The 22,365-nt window shown below is 54.8% G+C and carries 22 protein-coding genes; 9 read left to right on the plus strand and 13 right to left on the minus strand.

Annotation, left to right across the window (positions count from 1 at the left end):
- Positions 1-2: 2 nt before the first annotated feature.
- Positions 3-1,379, minus strand: a complete 1,377-nt coding sequence (locus G5574_RS07130) for an ABC transporter substrate-binding protein (RefSeq protein WP_058701253.1) — start codon at positions 1,377-1,379, stop codon at positions 3-5.
- Positions 1,380-1,472: 93 nt separating this feature from the next.
- Here G5574_RS07130 and G5574_RS07135 point away from each other — a divergent pair, with 93 nt between their 5' ends.
- Positions 1,473-2,630, plus strand: a complete 1,158-nt coding sequence (locus G5574_RS07135; RefSeq protein ID WP_054687356.1) for an ROK family transcriptional regulator — start codon at positions 1,473-1,475, stop codon at positions 2,628-2,630.
- A 171-nt stretch (positions 2,631-2,801) separates the two neighbouring features.
- Here the strand turns inward: G5574_RS07135 and G5574_RS07140 are convergent, their stop codons facing one another.
- The 3 genes from G5574_RS07140 to G5574_RS07150 all read right to left on the minus strand — a co-directional run bounded on the left by G5574_RS07140 (position 2,802) and on the right by G5574_RS07150 (position 4,731).
- Complete coding sequence (locus tag G5574_RS07140) at positions 2,802-3,332, minus strand: RES family NAD+ phosphorylase (RefSeq protein WP_110268163.1); 531 nt, start codon at positions 3,330-3,332, stop codon at positions 2,802-2,804.
- 497 nt (positions 3,333-3,829) lie between these two features.
- A complete protein-coding gene (locus tag G5574_RS07145) occupies positions 3,830-4,159 on the minus strand; it encodes an STN domain-containing protein (RefSeq protein WP_033740761.1) in 330 nt (109 codons plus the stop codon).
- A 332-nt stretch (positions 4,160-4,491) separates the two neighbouring features.
- On the minus strand, positions 4,492-4,731 hold the full coding sequence (locus tag G5574_RS07150) for a hypothetical protein (protein ID WP_006120349.1): 240 nt from the start codon (positions 4,729-4,731) through the stop codon (positions 4,492-4,494).
- A gap of 266 nt (positions 4,732-4,997) precedes the next feature.
- Here G5574_RS07150 and G5574_RS07155 point away from each other — a divergent pair, with 266 nt between their 5' ends.
- A complete protein-coding gene (locus tag G5574_RS07155) occupies positions 4,998-6,218 on the plus strand; it encodes an L-lactate MFS transporter (protein WP_006120351.1) in 1,221 nt (406 codons plus the stop codon).
- Positions 6,219-6,251: 33 nt separating this feature from the next.
- Here the strand turns inward: G5574_RS07155 and G5574_RS07160 are convergent, their stop codons facing one another.
- From G5574_RS07160 to G5574_RS07180, 5 genes are all read right to left on the minus strand, one after another.
- Positions 6,252-7,127: an SMP-30/gluconolactonase/LRE family protein gene (locus G5574_RS07160; protein WP_110268161.1), complete on the minus strand. Its 876-nt coding sequence runs from the start codon at positions 7,125-7,127 to the stop codon at positions 6,252-6,254.
- A gap of 458 nt (positions 7,128-7,585) precedes the next feature.
- Positions 7,586-7,867 carry a hypothetical protein gene (locus G5574_RS07165; RefSeq protein ID WP_006120355.1) on the minus strand — a complete coding sequence of 94 codons (282 nt, stop codon included), beginning with the start codon at positions 7,865-7,867 and terminating at the stop codon, positions 7,586-7,588.
- Positions 7,868-8,110: 243 nt separating this feature from the next.
- A complete protein-coding gene (locus tag G5574_RS07170) occupies positions 8,111-8,920 on the minus strand; it encodes a hypothetical protein (protein WP_033740770.1) in 810 nt (269 codons plus the stop codon).
- A gap of 9 nt (positions 8,921-8,929) precedes the next feature.
- Entirely contained in the window at positions 8,930-9,382 is a 453-nt protein-coding gene (locus G5574_RS07175; protein WP_006120358.1) for a universal stress protein, read from the minus strand.
- Positions 9,383-9,389: 7 nt separating this feature from the next.
- Positions 9,390-10,175: an IclR family transcriptional regulator gene (locus G5574_RS07180; RefSeq protein ID WP_033740772.1), complete on the minus strand. Its 786-nt coding sequence runs from the start codon at positions 10,173-10,175 to the stop codon at positions 9,390-9,392.
- A 153-nt stretch (positions 10,176-10,328) separates the two neighbouring features.
- Here G5574_RS07180 and G5574_RS07185 point away from each other — a divergent pair, with 153 nt between their 5' ends.
- The 3 genes from G5574_RS07185 (at position 10,329) to ypdK (ending at position 13,233) form a co-directional block, all read left to right on the plus strand.
- Positions 10,329-11,930, plus strand: a complete 1,602-nt coding sequence (locus tag G5574_RS07185; protein ID WP_164482376.1) for an MFS transporter — start codon at positions 10,329-10,331, stop codon at positions 11,928-11,930.
- A gap of 6 nt (positions 11,931-11,936) precedes the next feature.
- On the plus strand, positions 11,937-12,965 hold the full coding sequence (locus G5574_RS07190) for an HlyD family secretion protein (protein ID WP_006120361.1): 1,029 nt from the start codon (positions 11,937-11,939) through the stop codon (positions 12,963-12,965).
- Between the two features lie 196 nt (positions 12,966-13,161).
- A complete protein-coding gene (gene ypdK / locus G5574_RS07195; RefSeq protein ID WP_006120362.1) occupies positions 13,162-13,233 on the plus strand; it encodes a membrane protein YpdK in 72 nt (23 codons plus the stop codon).
- 49 nt (positions 13,234-13,282) lie between these two features.
- On the opposite strand, the gene alaC is transcribed toward ypdK, so the two are convergent.
- Entirely contained in the window at positions 13,283-14,518 is a 1,236-nt protein-coding gene (gene alaC / locus G5574_RS07200) for an alanine transaminase (protein WP_006120363.1), read from the minus strand.
- Between the two features lie 116 nt (positions 14,519-14,634).
- Positions 14,635-15,159, minus strand: coding sequence for a GNAT family N-acetyltransferase (locus G5574_RS07205; protein ID WP_039339839.1), 525 nt, complete (start codon positions 15,157-15,159; stop codon positions 14,635-14,637).
- Positions 15,160-15,409: 250 nt separating this feature from the next.
- On the opposite strand from G5574_RS07205, the gene G5574_RS07210 reads away from it, so the two are divergent.
- Both G5574_RS07210 and G5574_RS07215 read left to right on the plus strand, forming a co-directional pair.
- On the plus strand, positions 15,410-17,080 hold the full coding sequence (locus G5574_RS07210; RefSeq protein WP_164483213.1) for a sensor histidine kinase: 1,671 nt from the start codon (positions 15,410-15,412) through the stop codon (positions 17,078-17,080).
- A complete protein-coding gene (locus tag G5574_RS07215) occupies positions 17,077-17,805 on the plus strand; it encodes a LytR/AlgR family response regulator transcription factor (protein WP_110268159.1) in 729 nt (242 codons plus the stop codon). The genes G5574_RS07210 and G5574_RS07215 overlap by 4 nt, the downstream gene beginning before the upstream one ends.
- A gap of 49 nt (positions 17,806-17,854) precedes the next feature.
- Here the strand turns inward: G5574_RS07215 and glk are convergent, their stop codons facing one another.
- Positions 17,855-18,820: a glucokinase gene (glk, locus tag G5574_RS07220; RefSeq protein ID WP_039339845.1), complete on the minus strand. Its 966-nt coding sequence runs from the start codon at positions 18,818-18,820 to the stop codon at positions 17,855-17,857.
- 162 nt (positions 18,821-18,982) lie between these two features.
- Positions 18,983-20,635, minus strand: a complete 1,653-nt coding sequence (locus tag G5574_RS07225) for a thiamine pyrophosphate-binding protein (RefSeq protein WP_164482377.1) — start codon at positions 20,633-20,635, stop codon at positions 18,983-18,985.
- 217 nt (positions 20,636-20,852) lie between these two features.
- Between G5574_RS07225 and mgrA the strand changes: the two genes are divergently transcribed.
- Both mgrA and G5574_RS07235 read left to right on the plus strand, forming a co-directional pair.
- Positions 20,853-21,842, plus strand: coding sequence for an L-glyceraldehyde 3-phosphate reductase (mgrA, locus tag G5574_RS07230; RefSeq protein ID WP_164482378.1), 990 nt, complete (start codon positions 20,853-20,855; stop codon positions 21,840-21,842).
- A gap of 151 nt (positions 21,843-21,993) precedes the next feature.
- Positions 21,994-22,347 carry a DUF2502 domain-containing protein gene (locus G5574_RS07235; protein WP_164482379.1) on the plus strand — a complete coding sequence of 118 codons (354 nt, stop codon included), beginning with the start codon at positions 21,994-21,996 and terminating at the stop codon, positions 22,345-22,347.
- Positions 22,348-22,365: the final 18 nt, after the last annotated feature.

Consider the following 22,365-nt stretch of genomic DNA (forward strand, 5'->3'; position numbering starts at 1 on the left):
CACTATTTTTTGGCGACAGACGACCGGATTTCTATATCGTCGCCAAACTGCAGTTCGAGCTCTTCGGCGATAAAATCAACGGCCTGTTTTGCCGTCATTTTTCCTGTTTCAACCGCCTGGAGACCGCTGAACAGCACCTTGTTATAGCTGCCAAACTGGATATGATTGGGCACGAACTTCGCATGTACCATCATGGGCGAAGCGGCTGACAGCACCCAGTTATCGCGGTATTTCGGCATCGCCGTTTGCGCGTTGCTGATGGCCGTGTGATAGGACGTCACAGCATGTTCGTTGTTGAAATAAGGCAACGTCGCCAGTGCCACCAGTTCGGCAGCAATGTCAGCATTTTTGCTTTTGGCGTTCACCGTATAGAGAAGCGGATGCGACAGGTTTGAGGGCTGACCGCCCTTTTTGGCCGCAGGCGCCGGGATCCAGCCTATCTTATGAAAATACCCTTCTTTGTCTGTCGGCCAGACCGCGCCATTTTTGTCGCCCAGTTGCCAGGCAACCGCCCAGACGCCCTGGTGAAAGATAAAGGCTTTCTCCTGCTTGAACGCGTTCTGAATGGCATCCCAGCTCATCGCCGTGTTATCGACCGGCGTCACTCCCTGCTTCGCATTGCGCTCATACCAGCCAAGCGCATCCGCCATTTCTGCTTTAGGGAAGATGAGCTTGCCGGTCTTGTCATCCATAAATTTCACGCCGTAAGACTGAAAAACCATCAGATAATCAATACCGACATTCGGCCGGTGCAACATGCCGTACTGAGCCGCTTTACCGTCCACGACCTCTTTGGCAAGGGCTGTCAGATCGTCCAGTGTAAAATCACCGGACTCCACCCTGGCCGGTATGGCGTTGATAAAGGCTTCATCCTTGCCAATTTTTCTCAACATATCTTTGTTGTAAAAAAACATTCTTATTTCAGCATCCTGCGGTATGCCATAGATCTTTCCATCGTTTGCCTTTGCCGACGCCCACAGGACGGGCAGGATGTCGCCATAGACCCACGGTGCCGCCGCGATCTTATCGTTCATTTGCAAGGCATAGCCGTCCTTCGCAAACTGACCAATCCATTCATGGGGCAGCACATAGATATCCGGCCCTTGTCCGACAGACATCGCCTTCAGCATATCCATGGCGAAGTCGTCCCAGCCTTTGACAGCACTGCTATTGGCCTGAATCACAATATGTTTGTCGACGCCCGCAGCCTTAAATTGCTTGTTCATGATGTCGGCTGCATCTTCAATGTTGGTAATGCGGTTAGGTGCGCTACGCTCGGCGAGCGTGGCGAGTTTGATCGTTATCTCTTCTGCGTGAGTCATGCCAACACACAACGCGGACATCACGAGGGTGGCGAGGACTGTGAGTTTTTTTGACATGGTGTTTATTCCCGTTGTGCCTATTATTTAAGTAAGTTAATTTATTTAAATGACAGGTTCATGACCATGTGAAAACGACAGGGAGAAGGTGCGTTGACTTCATCAAAACATTGGGAAGGAATCGGTACGACGCAGTCGGCCGTACTACGTTATCTGCGTCGCAACGACGCCGCATCACGTGCTGAGATCGCCGATTGTTGCGGGGTGACAGCGGCGGCCGTCAGCATGATGACCCGCGATCTCATCAAGCGAGGTATCATCATCGAAGGAGCCCGTCGTTCATCTGGCCGGGGCGCGCCCCACATTGATCTGATGCTTAATTCCTCCATCGGCTATGCCGTTGGGATTCATGCCAGCCGCTTCTCTGTTACGCTGATGCTGCTTGATTTCAAAGGGAAACGGGTCGACGAAATTGAACTGACCGGCCACTATGATACCTTTGCCCGCGCCCGCTCAGAGATACAGAAGGGCCACAAAACGTTGCTTGAGAGAAACCACATACCGGATCATTTACTGATTGGCGCAGGCATTGCCATGCCGACGCGCTTCCAGCGCGGTCAGGCTCCGCTCCATCTGGCTCCCGAAGTGCTTTCCTGGGATGAACCCGGGCTGTTCGAAGCCATTCAGCAGGCGCTGGGCTGTCCGGTGTTAATCGAAAATGATGCCAATGCTGCCGCCATGGGCGAAATGACGCTGGGTAATGCGGCTAATCATGACGATTTTATCTATCTCTACCTGTCAGAGGGCGTCGGCAGTGGCCTTATCCTGGGCAAACAACGTTATCGCGGTCATCTGGGCAATGCGGGCGAAATTGGGCTGCTGCTGCCACTCGACAGGCCCCGCCCCTCTTTTACTGACCTTGCGGCGTGGTGTAAGCATCGCCTTGGCCAGATACCTGAAGGCCGCGCTGAGGCTGTCTGGCACCATTTTCTTAGCGAAAACACAGCGGTTCTCGACGAATGGATCGCACGTACTGGCCCGGAGATCGCCCGGCTGGGCTTTATGCTGAATGCGGTCCTCGCGCCAGCGGCGATCTATCTGGGTGGGACACTTCCGCAGATGGTGCGTGAACGGCTTGCGGCCTGGCTCGACTTTTCCACTCTGGATACGTTAAACGGCACACCTGTCGTGCAGCCTGAAATCTGTCTGCCGGACGTCGCGGCCACGGATACGGTCGCATTCGGAGCCGCCGCCATGGTCCTGCATAATGTTGCTCAGCAGGATAACGGGCATCGCGACGGGGTTAACTGACCGCTCAGCGGCGGTGACGGAATGAAGGAAACCGACGCGGCAAACATCGGCGACGGTTCTCTGAGTTGGCCTGCGGATAAACAGGTCTCTGTGAAATGAGAGCCAGTCCGCAGCGAGCGTCGGTTTATTTGCGACCGCAGCGTGGGACAGGTTTGGCTTAATTTGCCCACACTATAATCCCCATTTGGAGCCAGCCGGTGAAAGCGTAATCGGGATGGGCTTGCCGCATACCGCCACGCGTGGTGCAGAAGGCGTGTTCCACTGAAAAAGACAGATATGCCAGCCGCCGGGAATAAGACGCGAACGGTCAATAATCCCATCCGCGCCTGTTACTCTGCCTTTATCTGCGTTGTGCCATGAATCCGGGATTCGCCCCTGCTGCAGCGCCGTTCGCCAACTGCCGTCAGCGGCTTCTGGCAGGATTCCCAGTTGCTCACATTTTGCCTTATCGCGCTGATCTACCAGCCAGGCCCCTGACAGGCGTAGTGGAATCAGGACGCGTGAAAGGCCATCCTCACGCATATAGCCCGATACCGCCATGATGGACCATTCCGGCAGCGGACTCATATACAAGGCCGGTTGCCCGTGGCGATGATAACGCCCCGCGCTTTGCGGGCCGGGTGCGGCAAGCACCGCCTGCGCCTTCGCGGTTAACACAGCGCGATAAAAAAGGCCGCCCACGGGCAATAGTGCGTGATGCATGTTTGTCTTTTCTCCCGCAACAACCCCATCCCTGCGATTGCTGAACGCGCCAGTTAATCGCTTAGTGCGTAGTCACGAACCAGCCCGACCTGTCGGCGCATGTCTGCCTTGCCTGCGCACAAGCCGGTGATACACAGGCGCGGGGCCAGCCGATCATCAGATTCGTTCCATCTGCCCGGACGACACGGTGTGATGCCGTTTAGGATGCGACTTTGGATGCGCCGGATTACATTGCTCATGTGTGCCGGGCAGATAAAATCTGCCGTCCTGAGAGGGCGCAGTACCGCCGGGACAACCATTCATGCCGCGCTGACCATTGTGGCCAGGCAACCCAGCACCGCCAGGTTGATTGTCCATACTTCCGCCGTTACCGCCCGCTCCGCCATTTCCACCTTCCCCACCGTTCCCCCCTGGCGCGGCATAGCAGACTGATGCGGTTAACAACAAAATAAGCAAAGCAGCGCCTCTGCGCATGGTGTGACCTCCGTAATTCGCGATTATTTTTCGACAGTAATGACATCCGGCGTTTGCGCCACAATCTTCAACGGCGTGCCTTTTATAGCCTGTCCGAGCGCTTCACGAAGCGTCATGGTGCCCTCTACAGGATTCACCTGAACAGCCCCAGTGCGCGACAAATCCGTCTGGATAAAACACCCGGTACCGTGCGCCAACTGTTGCGCCGTTTCGTCAAAGCGCGACAAATGAAGATTGTAGGTCGCTTCCGCATCACATTTACCCGCAGGGATGTGACCAGAAGATGACTGGCTGCACGACGTACACGTCAGCGCCAGCAGCAAGCAGGCTGAGTTGAAGGATGTGAAATGCATAACGCCTCCGGGCACAGGAAAACTTGTGTCTTTGTCCCATAGTCAACTGTTTCTGTCAGCGTGCAGAGTATGTCTGAGTGTGATCGCAGGCGAGGAGGTGGGAAATGTGCGGCTCGCTATCGTGCCGCTTCGCACTGGCGGTAATGACCTCTCTTAGCAGAGAAAGCGAGAGCAGCGAGGCACAGAGAAAGTCACGTTTTACGGTGTCGTGCTCACCGGGCGCGACGGAACGCGTCTTCGCCGTCCCTGGCGCTACCATGATTTTACGGTGATGTGTCCTGTGTAAACAAAACGGAACCGTAGCGGGCATGGCGCCCTTTCCTGTCTGGGCGTCATGCCCGTTTTTGCTGCGCATTGACAAGATGCTGGGGTTGATTGATCGCTTTGCGCGCAATCCAGTAGAGCAGAACCCGCTCGTCGTCACTGTCGCGGTCCGCCATTGACAATAATTTCAGTGCCAGGGTAGATTTCGTGACAGGCTGCTGTTCTGCGCTCAGTTCGATCACTGCCTGACCGATAATGCAGCAAACTTCATCCTCACTGGTGATGGATTCATATGTCCGGTCTTTCATATTTCCTCCTGTTGAATGGACTTTAAGCCTGGCAAAAAAATGCTAAGCCTGCCGGGAAAAGAGGTTGGCCGTAATATTCCCTTACTGCTGTTTACCTGCCTTCATTAACTTGACTCACCTCGTTACACTTACCCCACGCGGCCATTCATTCCGCCCTGACAGCATTTCATTCCGCGTTGCATTCCGTTCATGCGCTTTCCGCCCTCGCGCGTAGGGGTTTTGGTTATTCTGACGCCAGTATTCAGTTTCCCCCTGGGAGTAACATAATGAACGCGACTCAACAGACTGCCCACCAGCGTACACGCTGGCTCACACTTATCGGTACGGTGATAACTCAGTTAGCGCTGGGGTCCGTTTATACCTGGAGCTTATTCAATGGTCAGCTCGCGCAAAAACTGGATGCGCCCGTAAGCCAGATCGCATTTTCATTTGGTTTACTGAGCCTGGGGCTGGCCATCTCTTCTTCACTGGCTGGCAAGCTGCAGGAGCGTTTTGGCGTCCGTAAGGTCACTATCGGCGCAGGTATATTGATGGCGCTGGGATTAGGGCTGACCGCCCATGCAGATAATCTGATCATGCTGTACCTGAGCGCGGGCGTGTTGTTAGGTCTGGCCGATGGCGCAGGGTATCTGATGACGCTATCCAACTGTGTGAAATGGTTTCCTGAACGTAAAGGCATGATATCGGCCTGCGCCATTGGCGCTTACGGTCTGGGAAGTCTGGGATTTAAATTCATTTGCGGGGCACTGTTGGCACGATTTGGGCTTGAACAGACCTTTGTGCTCTGGGGCCTGCTGGCAATGGCGATGATTATTGCTGGCGGACTGATGATGCGCGATGCGCCGCTGCAATCTGCGTCAGCTACCCAGGCAGAAGCGACGCGTCAGTATACGTTGGCCGAATCGGTGCGTCTGCCACAGTACTGGATGCTGGCGTTGATGTTTCTGACTGCCTGTATGAGCGGGCTGTATGTGATTGGCGTTGCAAAAGACATCGGGGAAGGTTTGGTTCACCTCAGCACCCAGACCGCCGCTAACGCCGTCACGGTCATCGCGGTAGCAAACCTGAGTGGTCGGTTAGTACTGGGCGTGCTGTCCGATAAAATGGTGCGTATTCGCGTGATCTCACTGGCCCAACTGGTTTCACTGATCGGTATGAGCCTGATGCTGTTTACACAGATGAATCAAACCACGTTTTTCCTGTCCCTGGCCTGCATTGCGTTTAGCTTCGGCGGCACCATTACCGTCTTCCCTTCGCTGGTCAGTGACTTTTTCGGCTTGAATAATCTGACCAAAAATTATGGCCTGATTTATCTCGGCTTTGGCATTGGCAGCGTAATGGGTTCGCTGGTGGCTTCACTGTTTGGCGGCTTTACGGTCACTTTCAGCCTCATTATGACCCTGCTGGTTATATCACTGGTGCTGTCACTGACTATCCGCCTGCCGCAGAGCCAGCCAGCCCATGAACCGCTGTTGCAGCGTCAGTAACGTTACAGGGCCAGATAAGCCTGGCCCTCATCATCAGCCGCGAAAACGCGGCTCTTCCATACCGGCCACGTCGACATCCACCGCAAAAATATCGCCCGACTGCGGATAGCGGGCGAGATCCTCTTCGCTGAGGTTTTCGCGTGAGCTGGTGATGAACAGCGTCTTGAGATCGCTGCCGCCAAACGTCACCATGGTGGGCCATTTCACCGGCAGTGTAATCTCATCGACGATTTCACCGTCGTGCGGATCAATACGCACGACGCGTCCGCCGTCAAACAGGGCTGACCAGTAATAGCCCTCACTGTCGACAGCCGCCCCATCGGGCAAGCCACCACGGGCATCAAACCGCCGGAAGATTTCACGCTGCCCCGGCTCGCCCTGAGCATCAAGCGGATAGCGATAGAGCACTTCATTCGGCGTATCGCTGTGATACATCCACTGACGGTCAGGAGAAAAGGCAACGCCATTGGAAATTTTGATGTCGCGTGCCTTCACCTCAAGCGTCAAATCAGGCGTTACGCGACAAAGCAAGCCGCCGTTTTTATCCTGTGGCTCCCATAAACTGCCGCACCAGAAATTACCCCAGGGATCCACGCGGCCATCATTGAAGCGGCTTTTCCCGGCGATACCGGGATTATCCGCCACTTTTTTTTGCGGTTTCCCCTGCTCGTCCAGCAGCCAGACGCCGCTACGCAGTGCGGCAATGATACCGCCCTGTTCCCGCAGGCCGATGCATCCGACTTCTTCTGCCTGGGGAAATGTGGAGAGCTCACCACTCGCCGGATCGAAACGATGGATGGCCGGTGCCAGAATATCCACACACCACAGCACCTGTTCCTGCACAGCCCAGAGCGGACATTCTGCCAGCTCTGCCTGAAGCGGCAGAACGTTTTTTACCCTATGCGTCATGTTTGTCTCCCTTTAATTGTCCTGATATTACTGTAGCGCTAATTTCCATCTTCACACATGCACGTCAGCCTTGTTTTTAAGACAGGTCTCACGCATATTAATACCTATTCGGTCTATTCCGATTGGAATATGCGCTCACCCTCTTTTTCGCGTTCTTTTTTGAAATATCGCGACATATTTATCGAAATAACTCTACACAGGCTGCATTTTTGCTGCACTTTTTCGGCGTATTATCCTGAGTATTGAAAAAGAGGAGGTGCCGTATGCCAGATATCGTTACCGCCGCGCTGTTCCCTCAGTCGGTAGCCTTTATTTCTCCTGGACAGGAGGCGTTATCCGCAGACGTTCCAGCGCAGCAGAAAGGAGGCATAAAACAAAATGATATTCACTGAAGGGCAAAGATTTCACACAGCATAATATAAAAAGAAGGTGGGATATAATCCCACCTCATTTATTCATTAACTTTTCACTGCGTAATTACACTGATACCAGGTTTTCTTTAAACCTGGTATTGTGCTGTCCTGAACAGGGAGTGACTCTACTTTATCAAAACCTTTATTGCTGCAGTAATTCGCGATATCAATTTCCATTGCATCACGATTCACTTTCAGCGGGTCGAAACGATATTGTACGGTATTTGAACTGGGATCTTCATCAACACGTTCAAACGCCCCGGGTTTACTGGCGGTACAACCGCTCAGAAAAATAAGTGCAAATGCACCCATGATTGCCATTTTCATTTTATTTCCTCACATTTTGACGCAGTGTAAGGCGCTGCAAAATGCGCATCTATAGGATTAGTACGCGAACAACTGCGTATTTACGAAGTTTTACCAATTGATTCAATACGGTTAAACAACTGGCAGGTTATGCCAATAAACTGCGACACTGATTCCAGTGAAAAGCCTCACGAACAACACCAGGAATTACTCTAAAAAAGCCTCTCTCAGCATTTCGCCCGCCACTGGCGGGCTTTTTTCTTTTTAACCTTCGCCTGAAAGCGCAATCATTCTACGAAGCAGATTGGCGGCTTGCTTGTCCGGGAGTGCGAGGATGGCACTATAAAGATCGACAGACATGGCACACATGGAAGACCGATCAACGGCGGCATCGGCAGGCATATTCAGCTGTTGCAGCTTATTGCCCCACTTCAGGTAGAGATGGTCGACGATGGTTTTGAGATCGTGCTGCGCCTGCTTGCGGTCCAGCGGTTGTTCGTCCCCCAGACTGTTAAGCAGCAAATACTCGGTGGCATCGGCATCTTTTTGGTTCAGGCTGGCGGGCAGAGTTTCAACCAGATTGATACCGCCCTTCACCTGCGGATAAAGAAACTGAAAACAAAGGCCCGGGTCAATTTTATTGAGCGTCTGCATTTCTTCCACCGAGACGCCAATATATTTCAATACGGCCGCGTCAGTACCCCGCATAAGGCGCTGATTGATCACATCCGTCAACAACCCGCGCAGTTCGCCCGTTGCCTGCAACATGGGTTCGCCTTCACGCAGTTTGCGCGCCAGATCGCGCGTCAGTATTTGCCACAGCGCGGGTTCCTGAGTGCGCAGCACCCGATACACCGTAGCCTGTGCCATATAATCTGCCGCGCGCTCGTAGCGTTTCTCCTGCTGCTGCTGAGGCTGGATCCAGCTGAACCATAAAACATTCGACAACAACAGCGGCAGGATAAAAAGAACCACGCCCTGCCACGCTTTAAGCCGGGTGGTTCTGACTAACATAACGATGATAATCGCCAGCAGCACAAAGGCGGCTAGCGTAAGAAAAAGCAGGAGAGTCATACTACGTTGTTAATCCTTACGCACATCGATCAGTACCGGGCAATGCGCGCGTTCAACCACAGCGGCACTCACAGATCCTTTTAATAACCGGTTAAAGGGCGATAAATGACGTCGCCCCATAATAATCATGCTGGCATTGAGCTGCTGGGACTGGGCCACGATTGTCTCCGCCGCTTCGCCGGCCAGAATCATACCTCGCGCCTTAATGCCGGCCTGGAGCAAGGGGGCCAGGGCATGACGCACCACCATTTCAGCGGTATTTTGCTCATCCTGCGCGGCCACAAAATCTGCCGGATCTTCACCGGCATCAATATCAATGGGCTGGCTACAGGATGAATAGGCGGGATCGATACAACACAGCACAATCACTTGTGCATCATGCGCCTGTGCTTCTTCGATCGTTAACGACACCACTTTCTTCGCGACCGGTGAATTATCGATAGCCATTAATACTGTTTTCATTGAGCACTCATCCTTCAACAGCGGCAATTTTGCCAATTTCACGAATCAGAGCCTGTTTGCACTGCAACATTTCTTCACGATAGCGTGATTCATGCTTCTTAAACCGCGCCGTGGGCACCAGTAAGGAGACCGCAAAGCGGCCAAACAGCGTATCGAGCGCAAAGGCCATGGTTGAAACGCCTTCAAGGGTTTCACCACGGTCGTAGGAAATGCTGGTTTCACGCACTTCCCGAAGCATCTCTAACAGTGCTGCCTGCGTCTTAACCGTCTTGTCCGTGAGTTCGCGCCAGGCATCCCCCACCAGCGTCCGGACGTCTTCATCGCTTTCCAGCGCCAGCAAGGCGCGGCCACCCGAGGTGCTGTAGAGCGGCAGCTCCAGTCCGATACGGGGAACTACCCGCAGCTCGCGCGACGCCACAACATAATGAATGACGGCAAGCTGCGCACCACTGGCGCGGGACAGGGAGACCGTTTCATTGGTATCCGCCGACAGTTTTTCCAGCAGTGGCTTGACCAAATCGACCACATCCGTGTTCACGCTGGCGAGCAGCTTCAGTAAAGCTGGCCCGAGACGCAATCCGCCCGCCCCACTGCTTCGAACCAGTTCGGCGCTGTCCAGCGCGGCCACAATGCGCTGTACGGTAGAACGCGGCAGATCAACCGCATGCGCGATTTCGCCCAGACTCATGCCACCGGGATGCTCGCCCAGAGCATTAAGAATTTTAGCCGCGCGCGCAATAACCTGAATACCGCCCGTTTTTTCATCTTCGCGGCTGGATGATTGTTGAGTCATAGCGTCGTCCTTTTTGAGCTGGCTTACTGTAACCCGAAAAGCGCACGTTTTACAGCGTGTACCACATTGCAATACAGCATATTGCCATGTAATATCGCCTCGCCTGTATCGCATCGCAATACATCGAACCAAAAAAACAATGAGACACCTGCTATGACGACCCAGCCTGGCACTGCGCCGCCGCTGCATCCCTTTACCTTACGTCTCGCCCTGGGCCTGCTTGGCGTCTGGATCGCGGCGCTGACCTCCGGGCTCAACGATCGCGTCAGTGATATTGCGCTGGCCGATATTCGTGCTGCCCTCGGTATGGGCTACGACGACGGAAGCTGGATTGTTTCGGCTTATCAGGCTGCCGAAGTGGCCGCCATGATGATTGCGCCGTGGTTCGCGGTGACGTTTTCCCTGCGCCGCTTTACGTTATTTGTTTCGGTCGGCTTTATGCTGTCCGGAATACTGTTACCGCTGATGACCGATCCTGTGCTCTTTATGGTATTACGCGTGATCCAGGGGCTCTTTGGCGGCGCGCTGCCGCCGATGCTGATGACCGTCGCCCTGCGTTTTCTGCCACCGCCGTTCAAGCTCTATGGATTAGGCGCCTATGCCCTTACTGCCACCTTCGGGCCGAATATGGCCGCGTCGCTGGCCGCCTTCTGGACCGATCAGGTCAGCTGGATGTTTGTCTTCTGGCAGGTTGTGCCCGGTATGCTGATAGCCCTCGTATTAACCGGCTGGGGATTGCCTCAGGATCCGTTGCGCACAGAACGTTTTCAGCAGATCGATCTGTTCGGGATGCTCACAGGCTGTAGCGGGATGGCGTTAATCATTCTGGTACTCAGCCAGGGCGAACGGCTTGACTGGCTGGATTCTCCGCTGATTGCCGCTATGCTGCTGGCCGCCGTGCCGTTACTCATCGTCTTTTTAATCAATGAGTGGTTCCATCCCCTGCCGCTGTTTAAGTTGCAGATGCTGCGGCGACCTAACCTGCTGCACGGCCTGCTGGTGCTGGCCGGCGTCCTGATCGTGTCGCTGTCCGGCTCTGCCCTGCCTTCCAGCTATTTTGCCCAGGTCGATGGCTTTCGCATCGCCCAGTTCGCGCCGCTGGCGTTGACCATTGGGTTGCCCCAGCTCATTGTGGCGCCGTTGCTTGCCGCCCTGCTGAATATCCGCTGGATTGACTGTCGCTGGATGCTGGCAGTGGGCTTGTGCTTCCTGATTGCCTCCTGCCTGCTCGGTATGCAGATCACAACGGACTGGGCGCGGGATAACTTCTGGCTGATTCAGGCGTTGCAGGCCGTAGGCCAGCCGATGGTGATTCTGCCCGTGCTGATGAGCGCGACCAGCGTGGTAGCACCGCCTGAAGGACCTTTTGCCTCGGCGATGTTCAACACGGTACGCGGGTTTTCCAGCATTGCGGCCTCTACCCTGGTGTCATGGTTTGTCAGCCATCGTGAACAGTTTCACTCCAGTATCCTCGTCAACCAGGCGGGCAGCAGGCCGTGGCTGATGACCGCCCCCAACAGCACTCAGGCCAGCAGTCAGTTTCCGCTGTTGCCCGATGGCAGCGTGAGTTCCGTCGAGAATCTGCGCGGCTTTGCTACCCAGATAAAGCACCAGGCGCTGGTGCTCGGCCTGAGTGATACCTGGCTGCTGCTGATCGGTTTTGCGCTGCTGCTGCTGGTCGTCACCGCCTGGCTGCCCAAACGCGTCTGGCCGCCCCAAACCTTGATTCAACCTGCAACCTCCACGTCGAGATAACTGTATATGCGTGCTTTAGTAATGAGAAAAACCGTGCTGCTTTCCCTGCTGCTGCTGGTTTTGCTGGCGATGGCGCTGATTGTCTGGTCCGTGATGACCCGTAACGATCACCGTACCAATGATGCCTGGGTCAATGCCGATTACACCCTTGTTGCGCCCAAAGTGTCGGGGTACATCGCCAGCGTCAGGGTGAAAGATAACCAGCAGGTTGCCGCCGGTGAACTCCTGGCGACGCTGGACGATCGCGATTACAAAGTGGCACTGGAAAGCGCGGAGGCCGCATTGCAGGTCAGTGAAGCCAAACTGTTGAGCAGCAAAGCACAGCTGGAGCAGCAGCAGTCGGTCATTGATGAACAGAAGGCCAGCGTTTCCGCCAGTCAGGCTTCGGCGCAGTATGCCGGACAGAGTGCCGAACGCTATAACCGTCTCTATCAGCGCGGCACCGTTGCCGCTGACGAGCAGCAAAAAGCCAGCTCGGCGCAGCGCTCTGCCAGCGCCGCGGTGCGTCAGAGTGAAGCCGCGCTCGCTTCTGCGATTAAGCAGGTTGGCGTGCTGCAGGCAGCCGTCCGATCCGCCGAAGCGGATGTTGCTGCCGCCCGAGCCAGCGTCGACCAGGCACGTCTTAATCTGTCTTACACCCGCATTGTGGCCCCGGTGGCCGGCATGGTGGGACAGCGCGCAGTGCGCCTGGGCGCCTATGTTTCCGCCGGTACCCGTTTGCTGGCGGTGGTGCCGTTACAACAAACCTATATCACCGCGAATTATCTGGAAACGCAGTTGCAGGATGTGCGTCCGGGTCAACCCGTCCGCATCAGGGTAGATGCTTTGCCTGACCAGATTTTTACCGGTCACGTCGACAGTATTGCCCCCGCGACAGGCGCGACATTTGCGGCGATTGCTCCCGATAATGCGACCGGCAACTACACGAAAGTGGTTCAGCGATTACCGGTTAAAATTGTCCTGGACCAGAACCAGAAAAACCTGGCGCAACTCCGCGTGGGCATGTCGGCAGTGCCGGACATTGACGTTCGATAAAAATGTGAACAAACTCTCAGAACCAAACTATTTATTTTCGGTCTGAATACGCGTAGATTAGCCCCGATCCTGTTCTGAGTTATTCAGTTCGTACGGGAGATCGTTGACCGTAAATCTGAACGGCGACCTTATCCTTTCTGTCCGCGTTGCGCTGGATGGGATCGCCAATATCGTAACCGCTCAGAGGAGTTCGCTTGTGAAATATGCGCTGATGGGAATTTCTTTCTTTGTACTACTTTGGGTCGGCACCTTTGTGCTGATGCTGTAGTCTCTGCAGGCATTCCACAGGGGCGACAGGTGGTCGCCCCAATGGGATGTTAAATCTGTTCTTCCATACTTTTCACGCTGCCCGGCAAAATGCCGTCGGCGCGAAACATCGCCTTAATGCCTCTTACCGCCTGTCGGATACGATCGCTGTTTTCAATCAGTGCAAAACGGACGTGCGTATCGCCATAATCACCGAAGCCCACGCCGGGTGAAACGCATACTTTCGCTTCCTGCAGCATGTGCTTGGCAAATTCCAGCGAGCCCAGATGCGCATAATGATCCGGAATCTTTGCCCAGACGTACATCGATGCTTTGGGAATATCCACCATCCAGCCCGCTTCATGCAGCCCTTTCACCAGCACGTCGCGGCGACGTTTATACTGTTCGGCAATATCGCGCACGCACTGCTGATCCCCTTCCAGGGCCGCAATCGCCGCGACCTGTAAGGGCGTAAAGGTGCCGTAATCGTGATAGCTCTTGATTCGGGCTAAGGCGGCGACCAGCTCTTTGTTGCCCACCATAAAACCTATGCGCCAGCCGGCCATGTTATAGCTTTTTGACAGGGTGAAAAATTCGACGGCCACATCCCGTGCGCCAGGCACCTGCATAATGGACGGCGCTTTCCAGCCATCATAGACGATATCGGCATAGGCCAAATCGTGAATGACCAGCACGTTGTACTGTTTGGCCAGCGCGATGACGCGCTCAAAAAAGTCCAGCTCTACGCACTGAGAAGTGGGATTCGACGGGAAACCCAGCACCATCATTTTAGGTTTAGGATAGCTCTCGCGAATAGCACGCTCCAGCTCATTGAAGAAATCAATGCCCTCCACCAGCGGGACGGAGCGCACCTGAGCGCCTGCGATAACGGCCCCATAGATATGAATGGGATAGCTGGGATTCGGCACCAGCACCGTGTCGCCATGGTCAAGCGTGGCCAGCATCAGGTGAGCCAGACCTTCTTTGGAACCAATGGTGACTATCGCTTCCGATTCGGGATCAATATCTACCTGATAACGCTCCTGATACCAGCGTGAAATAGCACGCCGCAGGCGAGGAATACCGCGCGATGTGGAATAGCCGTGCGTATCTTCACGTTGAGCCACCTGGCACAGTTTTTCGACAATGTGCGGCGGCGTCGCGCCATCGGGATTACCCATTGAAAGGTCGATGATATCTTCGCCGCGCCGACGCGCAGCCATCTTCAGTTCAGCGGTAATGTTAAAGACGTAAGGGGGCAGGCGTTCAATACGCGAGAAACGACGAGTGGTGCTGTTATCAGCCATGGTATCCTCTGGAAACGTTAGCGCCCGGACCGTCCGAGCGACGCTGGTCACTGCGGTGACCTCAACAAGAACATAACGCGCTAATAACAACTTTGTCGAGAGAAGCAGGAAATTTTTTATTTTCCCGGATTGAGCCGCTCGAGCAGCCAGTCATTCACCCAGCGGTCATTCAGCAGATAATTATTTTGCAGCGTCCGTTTCAGCAGAAAGCCGTTTTTTTCCAGAATTCGCCGGGAAGCCCAGTTTCCTTCCACCACCAGCGCCCGGAGTTTGAGAAAATCGGCGTCGAACAAACACGCACACAGCGCCTCCAGCGCTTCACTGCCAAACCCCTGACCACAGTGGCGATGCAGCAGCATATATCCCACCTCCGCCTGACGGGCGGGCTGCCATTCAGGCGTACAACCCAATAACCCGATGGCTTCCCCGCTGTCGCGCCGCCTGATGACGAGGCATAACATGTGAAAACTGCCGGGTTGCCAGGGTGCCAGACGCTGACGAAACCGCTCACGGATATCATCTTCATCGGGAATGTCACTTACCCAGCGCATAGTATCGCGATCTTCATGTACCGCACGAAACAGCTGCCAGTCTTCAGGCTGCAAAGAGGTTAACGTCAAACGCGAGGTAGTCAGATGCATACATCACTCCGGGCGATAACACGTAATAAAGTCACCGGGCCTGACCACAGTGGACCGGGCCGCACTGGCAGCGGAAAAACGTTCCTCTTAAATGAGCTCAACATTTCCTCTTTTTCAGCTTTTGAATAAATTGATCTAAAACATGAACTGCCCGGCTGGCTGTCAGGCACGCTGGCACAACATCATCACATTTTTTATCATAACCTTCTTTGACCTCGCTGAAGAGTCGCCTGTGACTTCACACTTTACTATGCTTCTGGCCGTCTTTGACCGTGCGGCGCTGATGCTGATTTGCCTGTTTTTTCTGACGCGAACCCCACCTTTTCGTCAGATCCTGCAGAAAGATGAGCATACGGCGCTGGAAAAAGCGGCCGTGATTGCCATTTTTTCACTGTTTGCACTTTTCAGTACCTGGTCAGGGGTCAATGTCGACGGTTCATTGCTCAACGTACGGGTGATCGCCGTGATGGCTGGCGGTATTTTGTTTGGTCCCTGGGTTGGTATTACCACCGGTGTGATTGCCGGTCTGCACCGCTTCCTGATAGATATTCATGGTGTGACGTCAGTGCCCTGCCTGATGACCAGCATCATCGCCGGCATTGTCGCCGGTGCCATTCATCGCCGGGTGCAGCGCGAACGGCGCTGGCTGGTAGGGATTCTGGGCGGCATGTTTTGCGAAAGTCTGACCATGCTGCTTATCGTGTTGTGGGCCACGCCCACCGCGCTCGGACTGACCATTGTTTCTGAAATTGCCCTGCCGATGATTCTGGGCGCCGCCAGCATTGGCTTAATCGTGTTGCTGGTGCAGAGCGTGGAAGGTGAAAAAGAGGCTATTGCGGCACGTCAGGCAAAACTGGCGCTGGATATCGCTAACCAGACCCTGCCGCTGTTCCGTCAGGTCAACAGCGATTCCCTGCGCCGTGTCTGTGACATCATTCGACGGGAAATTAAGGCCGATGCCGTCGCGATGACCAACAAGCAGAAGATTTTGGCCTATGTTGGCTACGGTGAACACAATTACCAGCATGGTGACGACGGGATCAGCCCGACGACGGCGCAGGCGATGCACAGTGGGAAGATCATCATCAAAAACAATGACGAAGCCCACCGGACGAAAGATATTCACTCCATGATCGTCATCCCCTTGTGGGAAAAAGGCAAGGTGACCGGCACGCTGAAGATTTATTACCGTCGTGCGCACCGCATCACCGGCTCGCTGAAAGAGATGGCGGTAGGCCTGTCCCAGATTATTTCGACGCAACTGGAAGTCTCGCGTACGGAGCAACTGCGCGAAATGGCCAATAAAGCGGAACTGCGTGCCCTGCAGAGCAAAATTAATCCGCATTTCCTGTTCAATGCGCTGAATGCCATTTCGTCATCTATCCGGCTCAATCCCGATACGGCGCGCCAGTTGGTCATCAACTTGTCGCGCTATCTGCGCTACAACCTCAAACTGAATGACGATGAGCTTATCGATATCAAGAAAGAACTCTGGCAGGTAAAAGATTATATAGCGATTGAGCAGGCGCGCTTTGGCGATAAGTTAACCATGATTTATGACATTGACGAGGATTTGCATTTTTCCCTGCCCAGCCTGCTGATTCAGCCGTTGGTGGAGAATGCTATTGTTCATGGCATTCAGCCCTGTAAAGGTAAAGGTGTGGTGACGTTAAGTGTGCGAGACCTGGGCGACCGCGTGCGCATCGCCGTGCGTGATACCGGTAAAGGGATCAGTGACGAGGTGATTGATCGTGTGGCTCGCAACGAAATGCCCGGCAATAAAATTGGCCTGTTAAATGTCCATCACCGGGTGAAGTTACTCTCGGGCGAAGGGCTGCACATTGCGCGTCATCAGCCCGGCACCGAAATCGCGTTTACCCTGAGCAAAACCGGGCAGTTACTGGTGGGGAACCTTGCATGAAAGCCATCATCGTCGAGGACGAATTTCTGGCCCAGCAAGAGCTGAGCTGGATGATTCAGCAACACAGTAAGATTGAGATAGCGGCCTGCTTTGATGACGGTCTGGATGTCCTCAAATATCTGCAGCAGCATCGGGTTGATGTGATCTTTCTCGACATCAATATTCCCTCTCTGGATGGCATGTTACTGGCAAAGAGTATTCATCAGTTTGTTCATAAGCCCCTGATTGTGTTTATCACGGCCTGGAAAGAGCATGCCGTGGAAGCCTTTGAACTGGAAGCGTTTGACTATATTCTGAAACCGTATCATGAATCCCGTATCGTCACGATGCTGAACAAGCTGGAAACCACCTGGCAGCAACAGCACGCGCCCGCTCAGACGCCAATGGCGCAGAGCGTACTGACCGTGAATCTGACCAAAGATGAACGTATTATCGTGACCGACGTGAATGACATTTACTACGTTGAGGCGCACGAGAAGTTAACCTTCGTCTATACCCGCCGTGAAGCCTATGTGATGTCGATGACAATGACGGAATTCTGCTCACGCCTGCCCGAACATCTGTTCTTTCGCTGCCACCGGTCCTACTGCGTCAACCTCAACAAAATCCGGGAAATCGAACCCTGGTTTAACAATACCTATCTGCTGAAGTTGCGGGATATGGAAGTACAGGTACCGGTCAGCCGCAGCAAAGTAAAAGCGTTTCGGCTACTGATGCGGTTGTGAGAGGGAAAGGCGGCTCTGCCCTTGCGTCGGGCAGGACAGAGCCTGCAAACTAGAGAATACGACCCAGCGTCTGGCGCAGGTGCGCACCGGCACCCAACAGCCCGGGTTGGTCATGCGTGATCATATAAACCGGGATATCGGCAACATAGTCACGGAAGCGCCCTTTGTCTTCAAAAGCGGCACGAAAACCCGAGGCTTTGAAGAACTCCAGGAAACGCGGCACGATCCCGCCCGCGATGTAAACGCCACCGAAGGTCCCGAGGTTCAGCGCCAGATTACCGCCAAAACGGCCCATGATGACGCAGAACAGCGATAAGGCACGACGGCAGTCGGTGCAGCTGTCCGCCAGGGCGCGCTCACTGACTTCGCGTGGCTTCAGATTCTCCGGCTCACGGTTATCGACTTTTACAATCGCACGGTAGAGATTGACCAGACCAGCGCCTGACAACACACGTTCTGCTGAAACATGACCTAATTCTTCCCTTAAGACTTCCAGAATTTGATCTTCTTCTTCGCTGTTAGCGGCAAAATCAACATGTCCCCCTTCACCGGGTAAACTGACCCAGCGCTGGTCGACGTGTACCAGATGGCTGACGCCGAGGCCGGTTCCCGCACCGTAAATCGCGATCGGTTTATCCTTCACCGCCGATTTACCGCCAAACTGGATGACATGCTCTTCGCCGAGCATAGGAATCGCCATGGAGACAGCGGTGAAATCGTTAATAATTTCCAGGTGTTCAAAACCGATATTCGCCTTCAACTTTTTAGTCGAGAAGGCCCAGTCGTGGTTGGTCATTTCAACCCAGTCATCGGTAATCGGGCAGGCAATGGCGATACAGCCGTCTTTAATATCCTGCTTTTGTTCATCAAGATAATGGCGGATGACGGCTTCGAGGCTGTCGTAGTCTGATGTTGCGAATGTTTTGGTCTGGGAGATGCTGCCGCTTTCCACCTCACACAAAGCGAGGCGGGCATTGGTGCCGCCGACATCGCCGACCAAGGCATAAGTTGTCATTCTTCTGGTGCTCCGCTTGGGGGTCTTAAAGAGTTGGAGGACACTATAAAATCCTGCCGATAAAACAACAACGCCCACCGAAGCTTGAGGTGAGCGTCTGACTCGTGTGTGCAACAGCCTAACCGCGTTAGTCTGGCCTGCACAGAGGCAACTTTCCGAATCTCATCCGCCGTTGCGCTGGCTCAGACAGGCTGAGACTTTACGTAACAGGGGCGGCAGGTCATCTTTTTGCATCACGACTTCAATAAACGACAGTCTGTGTTGTTGTGTCAGTTGCGCCATCAGTGCGGTCAGTTGCACGGTTTCACTGATGCGCCAGCTTTGTGCCTGACAGTGTAAACTGAATGCCTGCGGCAGCGCTGTCCAGTTCCACTGGGCAATATCATTATAACGCTGGTCTGCGCCATGAATGGCCCGCTCCACAGTATAGCCTTCATTATTGAGCAGAAAAATGATTGGATGCTGATCATCCCGCAGCATTGAGCCGAGTTCCTGAATGGTCAACTGTGCCGAACCATCGCCAATGATCAGGATGACGCGCTGTGACGGGCGTGCCGTCTGGGCACCAAACGCGGCTGGCAGAGTATAACCGATGGATCCCCATAACGGCTGTACCAGCAGCTGCGCCCCGGCAGGCAGGCGCAGCGCCGCCGCGCCAAACGCCGCGGTGCCTTGATCCGCCAGAATAATATCGCCGGGCTGAATAAAAGACTGCATGGCCTGCCAAAAGGCAGACTGGCTGATGATGGCCGCGTCAGGGACAGGCGCCGCCGGTTTCACTGGCCCGGCGGACTGCCAGCCTGCGCCATAGCGTTCGAACAACGGCAGTAATGCCTGCAACGCATCGGCCATCGACAACGGGGCAAACGTCTGTCCCGCGACGCTGGCGCTGTGTGGCTGCACGTCGATCAGCCGATCGGGGCGAAATTGCTGAGTGAATCCAGCGGTAATCGTATCCGTAAAGCGCACGCCGACGCAGAGCGTGACGTCTGCCTCTTCAATTTGCTGGCGTACCCGGCCTTCACTGCCCTCACCTGCGTAAGTGCCCACAAACCCCGGCTGCTGCTCATCCAGCACGCCTTTGCCCATCAGCAGTGTGGCGCACGGAAAAGCACGCCCGGCACGTAACGCAGCCAGCGCCGGTTGCTGTTGCCAGCGCTGCGCCAGGAAATCGGCCAGGAGTGAGACGCGTTGCGCCGGTGCCAGTAACCGCTCGGCGGCCTGGCGAAACGCGCTGCGCAGGGATTCAGGTGACGAAGCCGACGATACCAGGGGATGAACGGGCGCAGCGGTTTCGGCCTGGGCAACATCGACAGGCAACAGCAGATAGCCCGGACGATGTTGCTGGATAACGCTGCTCAAAACCCGGTCAATTTCGGCGGTGGCATTCTCAGCGGTCAGTTGCGCGGTGGCGACGTTAACCTCTTTTGCCATGCGGATGAAATGGCCAAAATCGCCATCCCCTAAGGTGTGGTGCACGCAGTCTCCCTGCTGCATCGCCTGGCTCGACGGCGCGCCCACGATATGAATCACGGGCACGTACTCTGCGAAGCTGCCTGCCAGACCGTTGATTGCGCTGAGCTCCCCTACGCCAAAGGTGGTGAGCAACGCCGCCATACCCGAACAGCGTCCATAGCCATCCGCAGCGTAAGCGGCATTCAGCTCATTGGCACATCCCACCCAACTTATTGTCGGATGCGCAATCACCCGATCCAGAAACTGCAGGTTAAAGTCACCCGGTACGCCGAACAGATGTCGAATACCGCACGCCTGCAAACGCGCCAACAGATAATCACCAACCGTATAAGAGGACATAGCGAATTCCTTTAGGGGAGTGTTTTGATAAGTATCTGACATGGCGTTAATTTAGCGAACAGTGCCTGTCATTTCGCCAATGGATTACATGGCAAGCAAGCGTTACGACCGTGGATTATTCGGCAGATATGCGATCTGACACGGATTAATCCTGAGTGTAACCGTATACACTCCCATTGTTTTGGCACATTTAATCGTTTTCACTCAGGACTCTTCTATGACAGCTTTTCCTCGCCCCGACAGGTATCAGCATATGCAATGGCGTCGAAGTGGACGCAGTGGACTGAAGCTTCCTGCGATTTCACTGGGCCTGTGGCATAACTTTGGTGACAGCACCCAATTAGCGACCAGCCGGCAGTTGCTGCGCCATGCGTTTGACTGCGGCATCACCCATTTTGACCTGGCGAATAACTACGGTCCGCCGCCCGGTTCCGCAGAAAGCAATTTTGGTCGCATTATGCGCGACGGTTTTCAGGCGCATCGCGACGAGCTGATTATTTCGACCAAGGCCGGTTATACCATGTGGGAAGGCCCTTACGGCGACTGGGGTTCGCGCAAGTATCTGGTCGCGAGTCTGGACCAGAGCCTGCGTCGAATGGGCCTGGATTACGTTGACATCTTTTACCATCACCGTCCCGATCCGGAAACGCCGCTGGAAGAAACCATGCGGGCGCTGGATCACGTTGTCCGTCAGGGCAAGGCGCTGTATGCCGCCATTTCCAACTATCCGGCAGAGCGGGCTGCTGAAGCGATGACGATTCTGCGCGATCTGGGGACACCCTGCCTGATTCATCAGCCCCGCTACTCCCTGTTTGAACGCACACCGGAACAGGGCTTATTGCAGACGCTGGATGAGCATGGCACAGGCTGTATCGCATTTTCGCCCCTCGCGGGTGGTGTGCTGACCGATCGCTATCTGCAGGGTATTCCCTCCGATTCCCGCGTCGCCAGCGGCAGTAAGTTCCTGAATGAAAATCAGCTGACGGAAGAGAAAATGGCCAGGGTGCGTAAGCTGAACGATCTGGCAGAACAGCGTGGGCAGAAACTGGCGCAAATGGCGTTAACGTGGGTGCTGCGCGATCCGCGCATTACCTCCGTGCTGATCGGGGCCAGTAAAACGGCACAAATTGACGACGCGGTGCAGATGCTGACCCAGTCACCGCTCTCGACAGACGAACTCGCCGCCATTGAGGCGATACTGGCCTGATACGGGTTGCCCGCGTACGCGGGCGGCTGTGCCAGAAAACTCTCAAAGCCCTGTTTTTCGCGTATTTTCAGACAACATGTGCAGGCTTCTTTGTGCAATACCGTCAGAATGACGTGACAGCAGTAATCATAAGCTGCTGCAGGAGAAGATAATGATACGTGGAGTATGCTTTGCTGCTTTCATAGCAGTGTTAACGCCGCTGGCGATGCACACAGCACAAGCCTCGGGAAATGAGATACGCCTGGCTCCAGGCGTCACGCTGCATCTGGGCGACCGGGACCGCCGGGGTTATTACTGGGATGGCGACCGCTGGCGTGAACCGCGCTGGTTTAACGATCGCTACGCTTATAAGGAAAGACGCTGGTGGCGGCATGATGCCTGGCGACGTCATCAGGAAGCGGAACGGGAACGTCGCTGGCACGCGCGTGAACGGCAACGCCAGTGGAAACATGAACGACGCCACTGGCGTCATGCGCACCCTGAGCCGCCGCATCACTACCGCTAACCGTCCTCTGCCGGCCTG

This window comes from Pantoea stewartii, from assembly GCF_011044475.1.
GTDB classification, from domain to species: domain Bacteria; phylum Pseudomonadota; class Gammaproteobacteria; order Enterobacterales; family Enterobacteriaceae; genus Pantoea; species Pantoea stewartii.

Excerpts from the sequence above, each read along its gene's own strand:
- G5574_RS07145 (WP_033740761.1), bottom strand. The coding sequence starts at position 4,159 with ATGCATTTCACATCCTTCAACTCAGCCTGCTTGCTGCTGGCGCTGACG.
- G5574_RS07190 (WP_006120361.1), top strand. The coding sequence starts at position 11,937 with ATGCGTGCTTTAGTAATGAGAAAAACCGTGCTGCTTTCCCTGCTGCTG.
- G5574_RS07215 (WP_110268159.1), top strand. The coding sequence starts at position 17,077 with ATGAAAGCCATCATCGTCGAGGACGAATTTCTGGCCCAGCAAGAGCTG.
- G5574_RS07180 (WP_033740772.1), bottom strand. The coding sequence starts at position 10,175 with ATGACTCAACAATCATCCAGCCGCGAAGATGAAAAAACGGGCGGTATT.
- G5574_RS07160 (WP_110268161.1), bottom strand. The coding sequence starts at position 7,127 with ATGACGCATAGGGTAAAAAACGTTCTGCCGCTTCAGGCAGAGCTGGCA.
- G5574_RS07155 (WP_006120351.1), top strand. The coding sequence starts at position 4,998 with ATGAACGCGACTCAACAGACTGCCCACCAGCGTACACGCTGGCTCACA.
- G5574_RS07185 (WP_164482376.1), top strand. The coding sequence starts at position 10,329 with ATGACGACCCAGCCTGGCACTGCGCCGCCGCTGCATCCCTTTACCTTA.
- G5574_RS07235 (WP_164482379.1), top strand. The coding sequence starts at position 21,994 with ATGATACGTGGAGTATGCTTTGCTGCTTTCATAGCAGTGTTAACGCCG.
- G5574_RS07210 (WP_164483213.1), top strand. The coding sequence starts at position 15,410 with ATGCTTCTGGCCGTCTTTGACCGTGCGGCGCTGATGCTGATTTGCCTG.
- G5574_RS07205 (WP_039339839.1), bottom strand. The coding sequence starts at position 15,159 with ATGCATCTGACTACCTCGCGTTTGACGTTAACCTCTTTGCAGCCTGAA.
- G5574_RS07170 (WP_033740770.1), bottom strand. The coding sequence starts at position 8,920 with ATGACTCTCCTGCTTTTTCTTACGCTAGCCGCCTTTGTGCTGCTGGCG.
- G5574_RS07165 (WP_006120355.1), bottom strand. The coding sequence starts at position 7,867 with ATGAAAATGGCAATCATGGGTGCATTTGCACTTATTTTTCTGAGCGGT.
- G5574_RS07140 (WP_110268163.1), bottom strand. The coding sequence starts at position 3,332 with ATGCATCACGCACTATTGCCCGTGGGCGGCCTTTTTTATCGCGCTGTG.
- glk (WP_039339845.1), bottom strand. The coding sequence starts at position 18,820 with ATGACAACTTATGCCTTGGTCGGCGATGTCGGCGGCACCAATGCCCGC.
- G5574_RS07175 (WP_006120358.1), bottom strand. The coding sequence starts at position 9,382 with ATGAAAACAGTATTAATGGCTATCGATAATTCACCGGTCGCGAAGAAA.
- G5574_RS07225 (WP_164482377.1), bottom strand. The coding sequence starts at position 20,635 with ATGTCCTCTTATACGGTTGGTGATTATCTGTTGGCGCGTTTGCAGGCG.
- mgrA (WP_164482378.1), top strand. The coding sequence starts at position 20,853 with ATGACAGCTTTTCCTCGCCCCGACAGGTATCAGCATATGCAATGGCGT.
- G5574_RS07130 (WP_058701253.1), bottom strand. The coding sequence starts at position 1,379 with ATGTCAAAAAAACTCACAGTCCTCGCCACCCTCGTGATGTCCGCGTTG.
- alaC (WP_006120363.1), bottom strand. The coding sequence starts at position 14,518 with ATGGCTGATAACAGCACCACTCGTCGTTTCTCGCGTATTGAACGCCTG.
- G5574_RS07150 (WP_006120349.1), bottom strand. The coding sequence starts at position 4,731 with ATGAAAGACCGGACATATGAATCCATCACCAGTGAGGATGAAGTTTGC.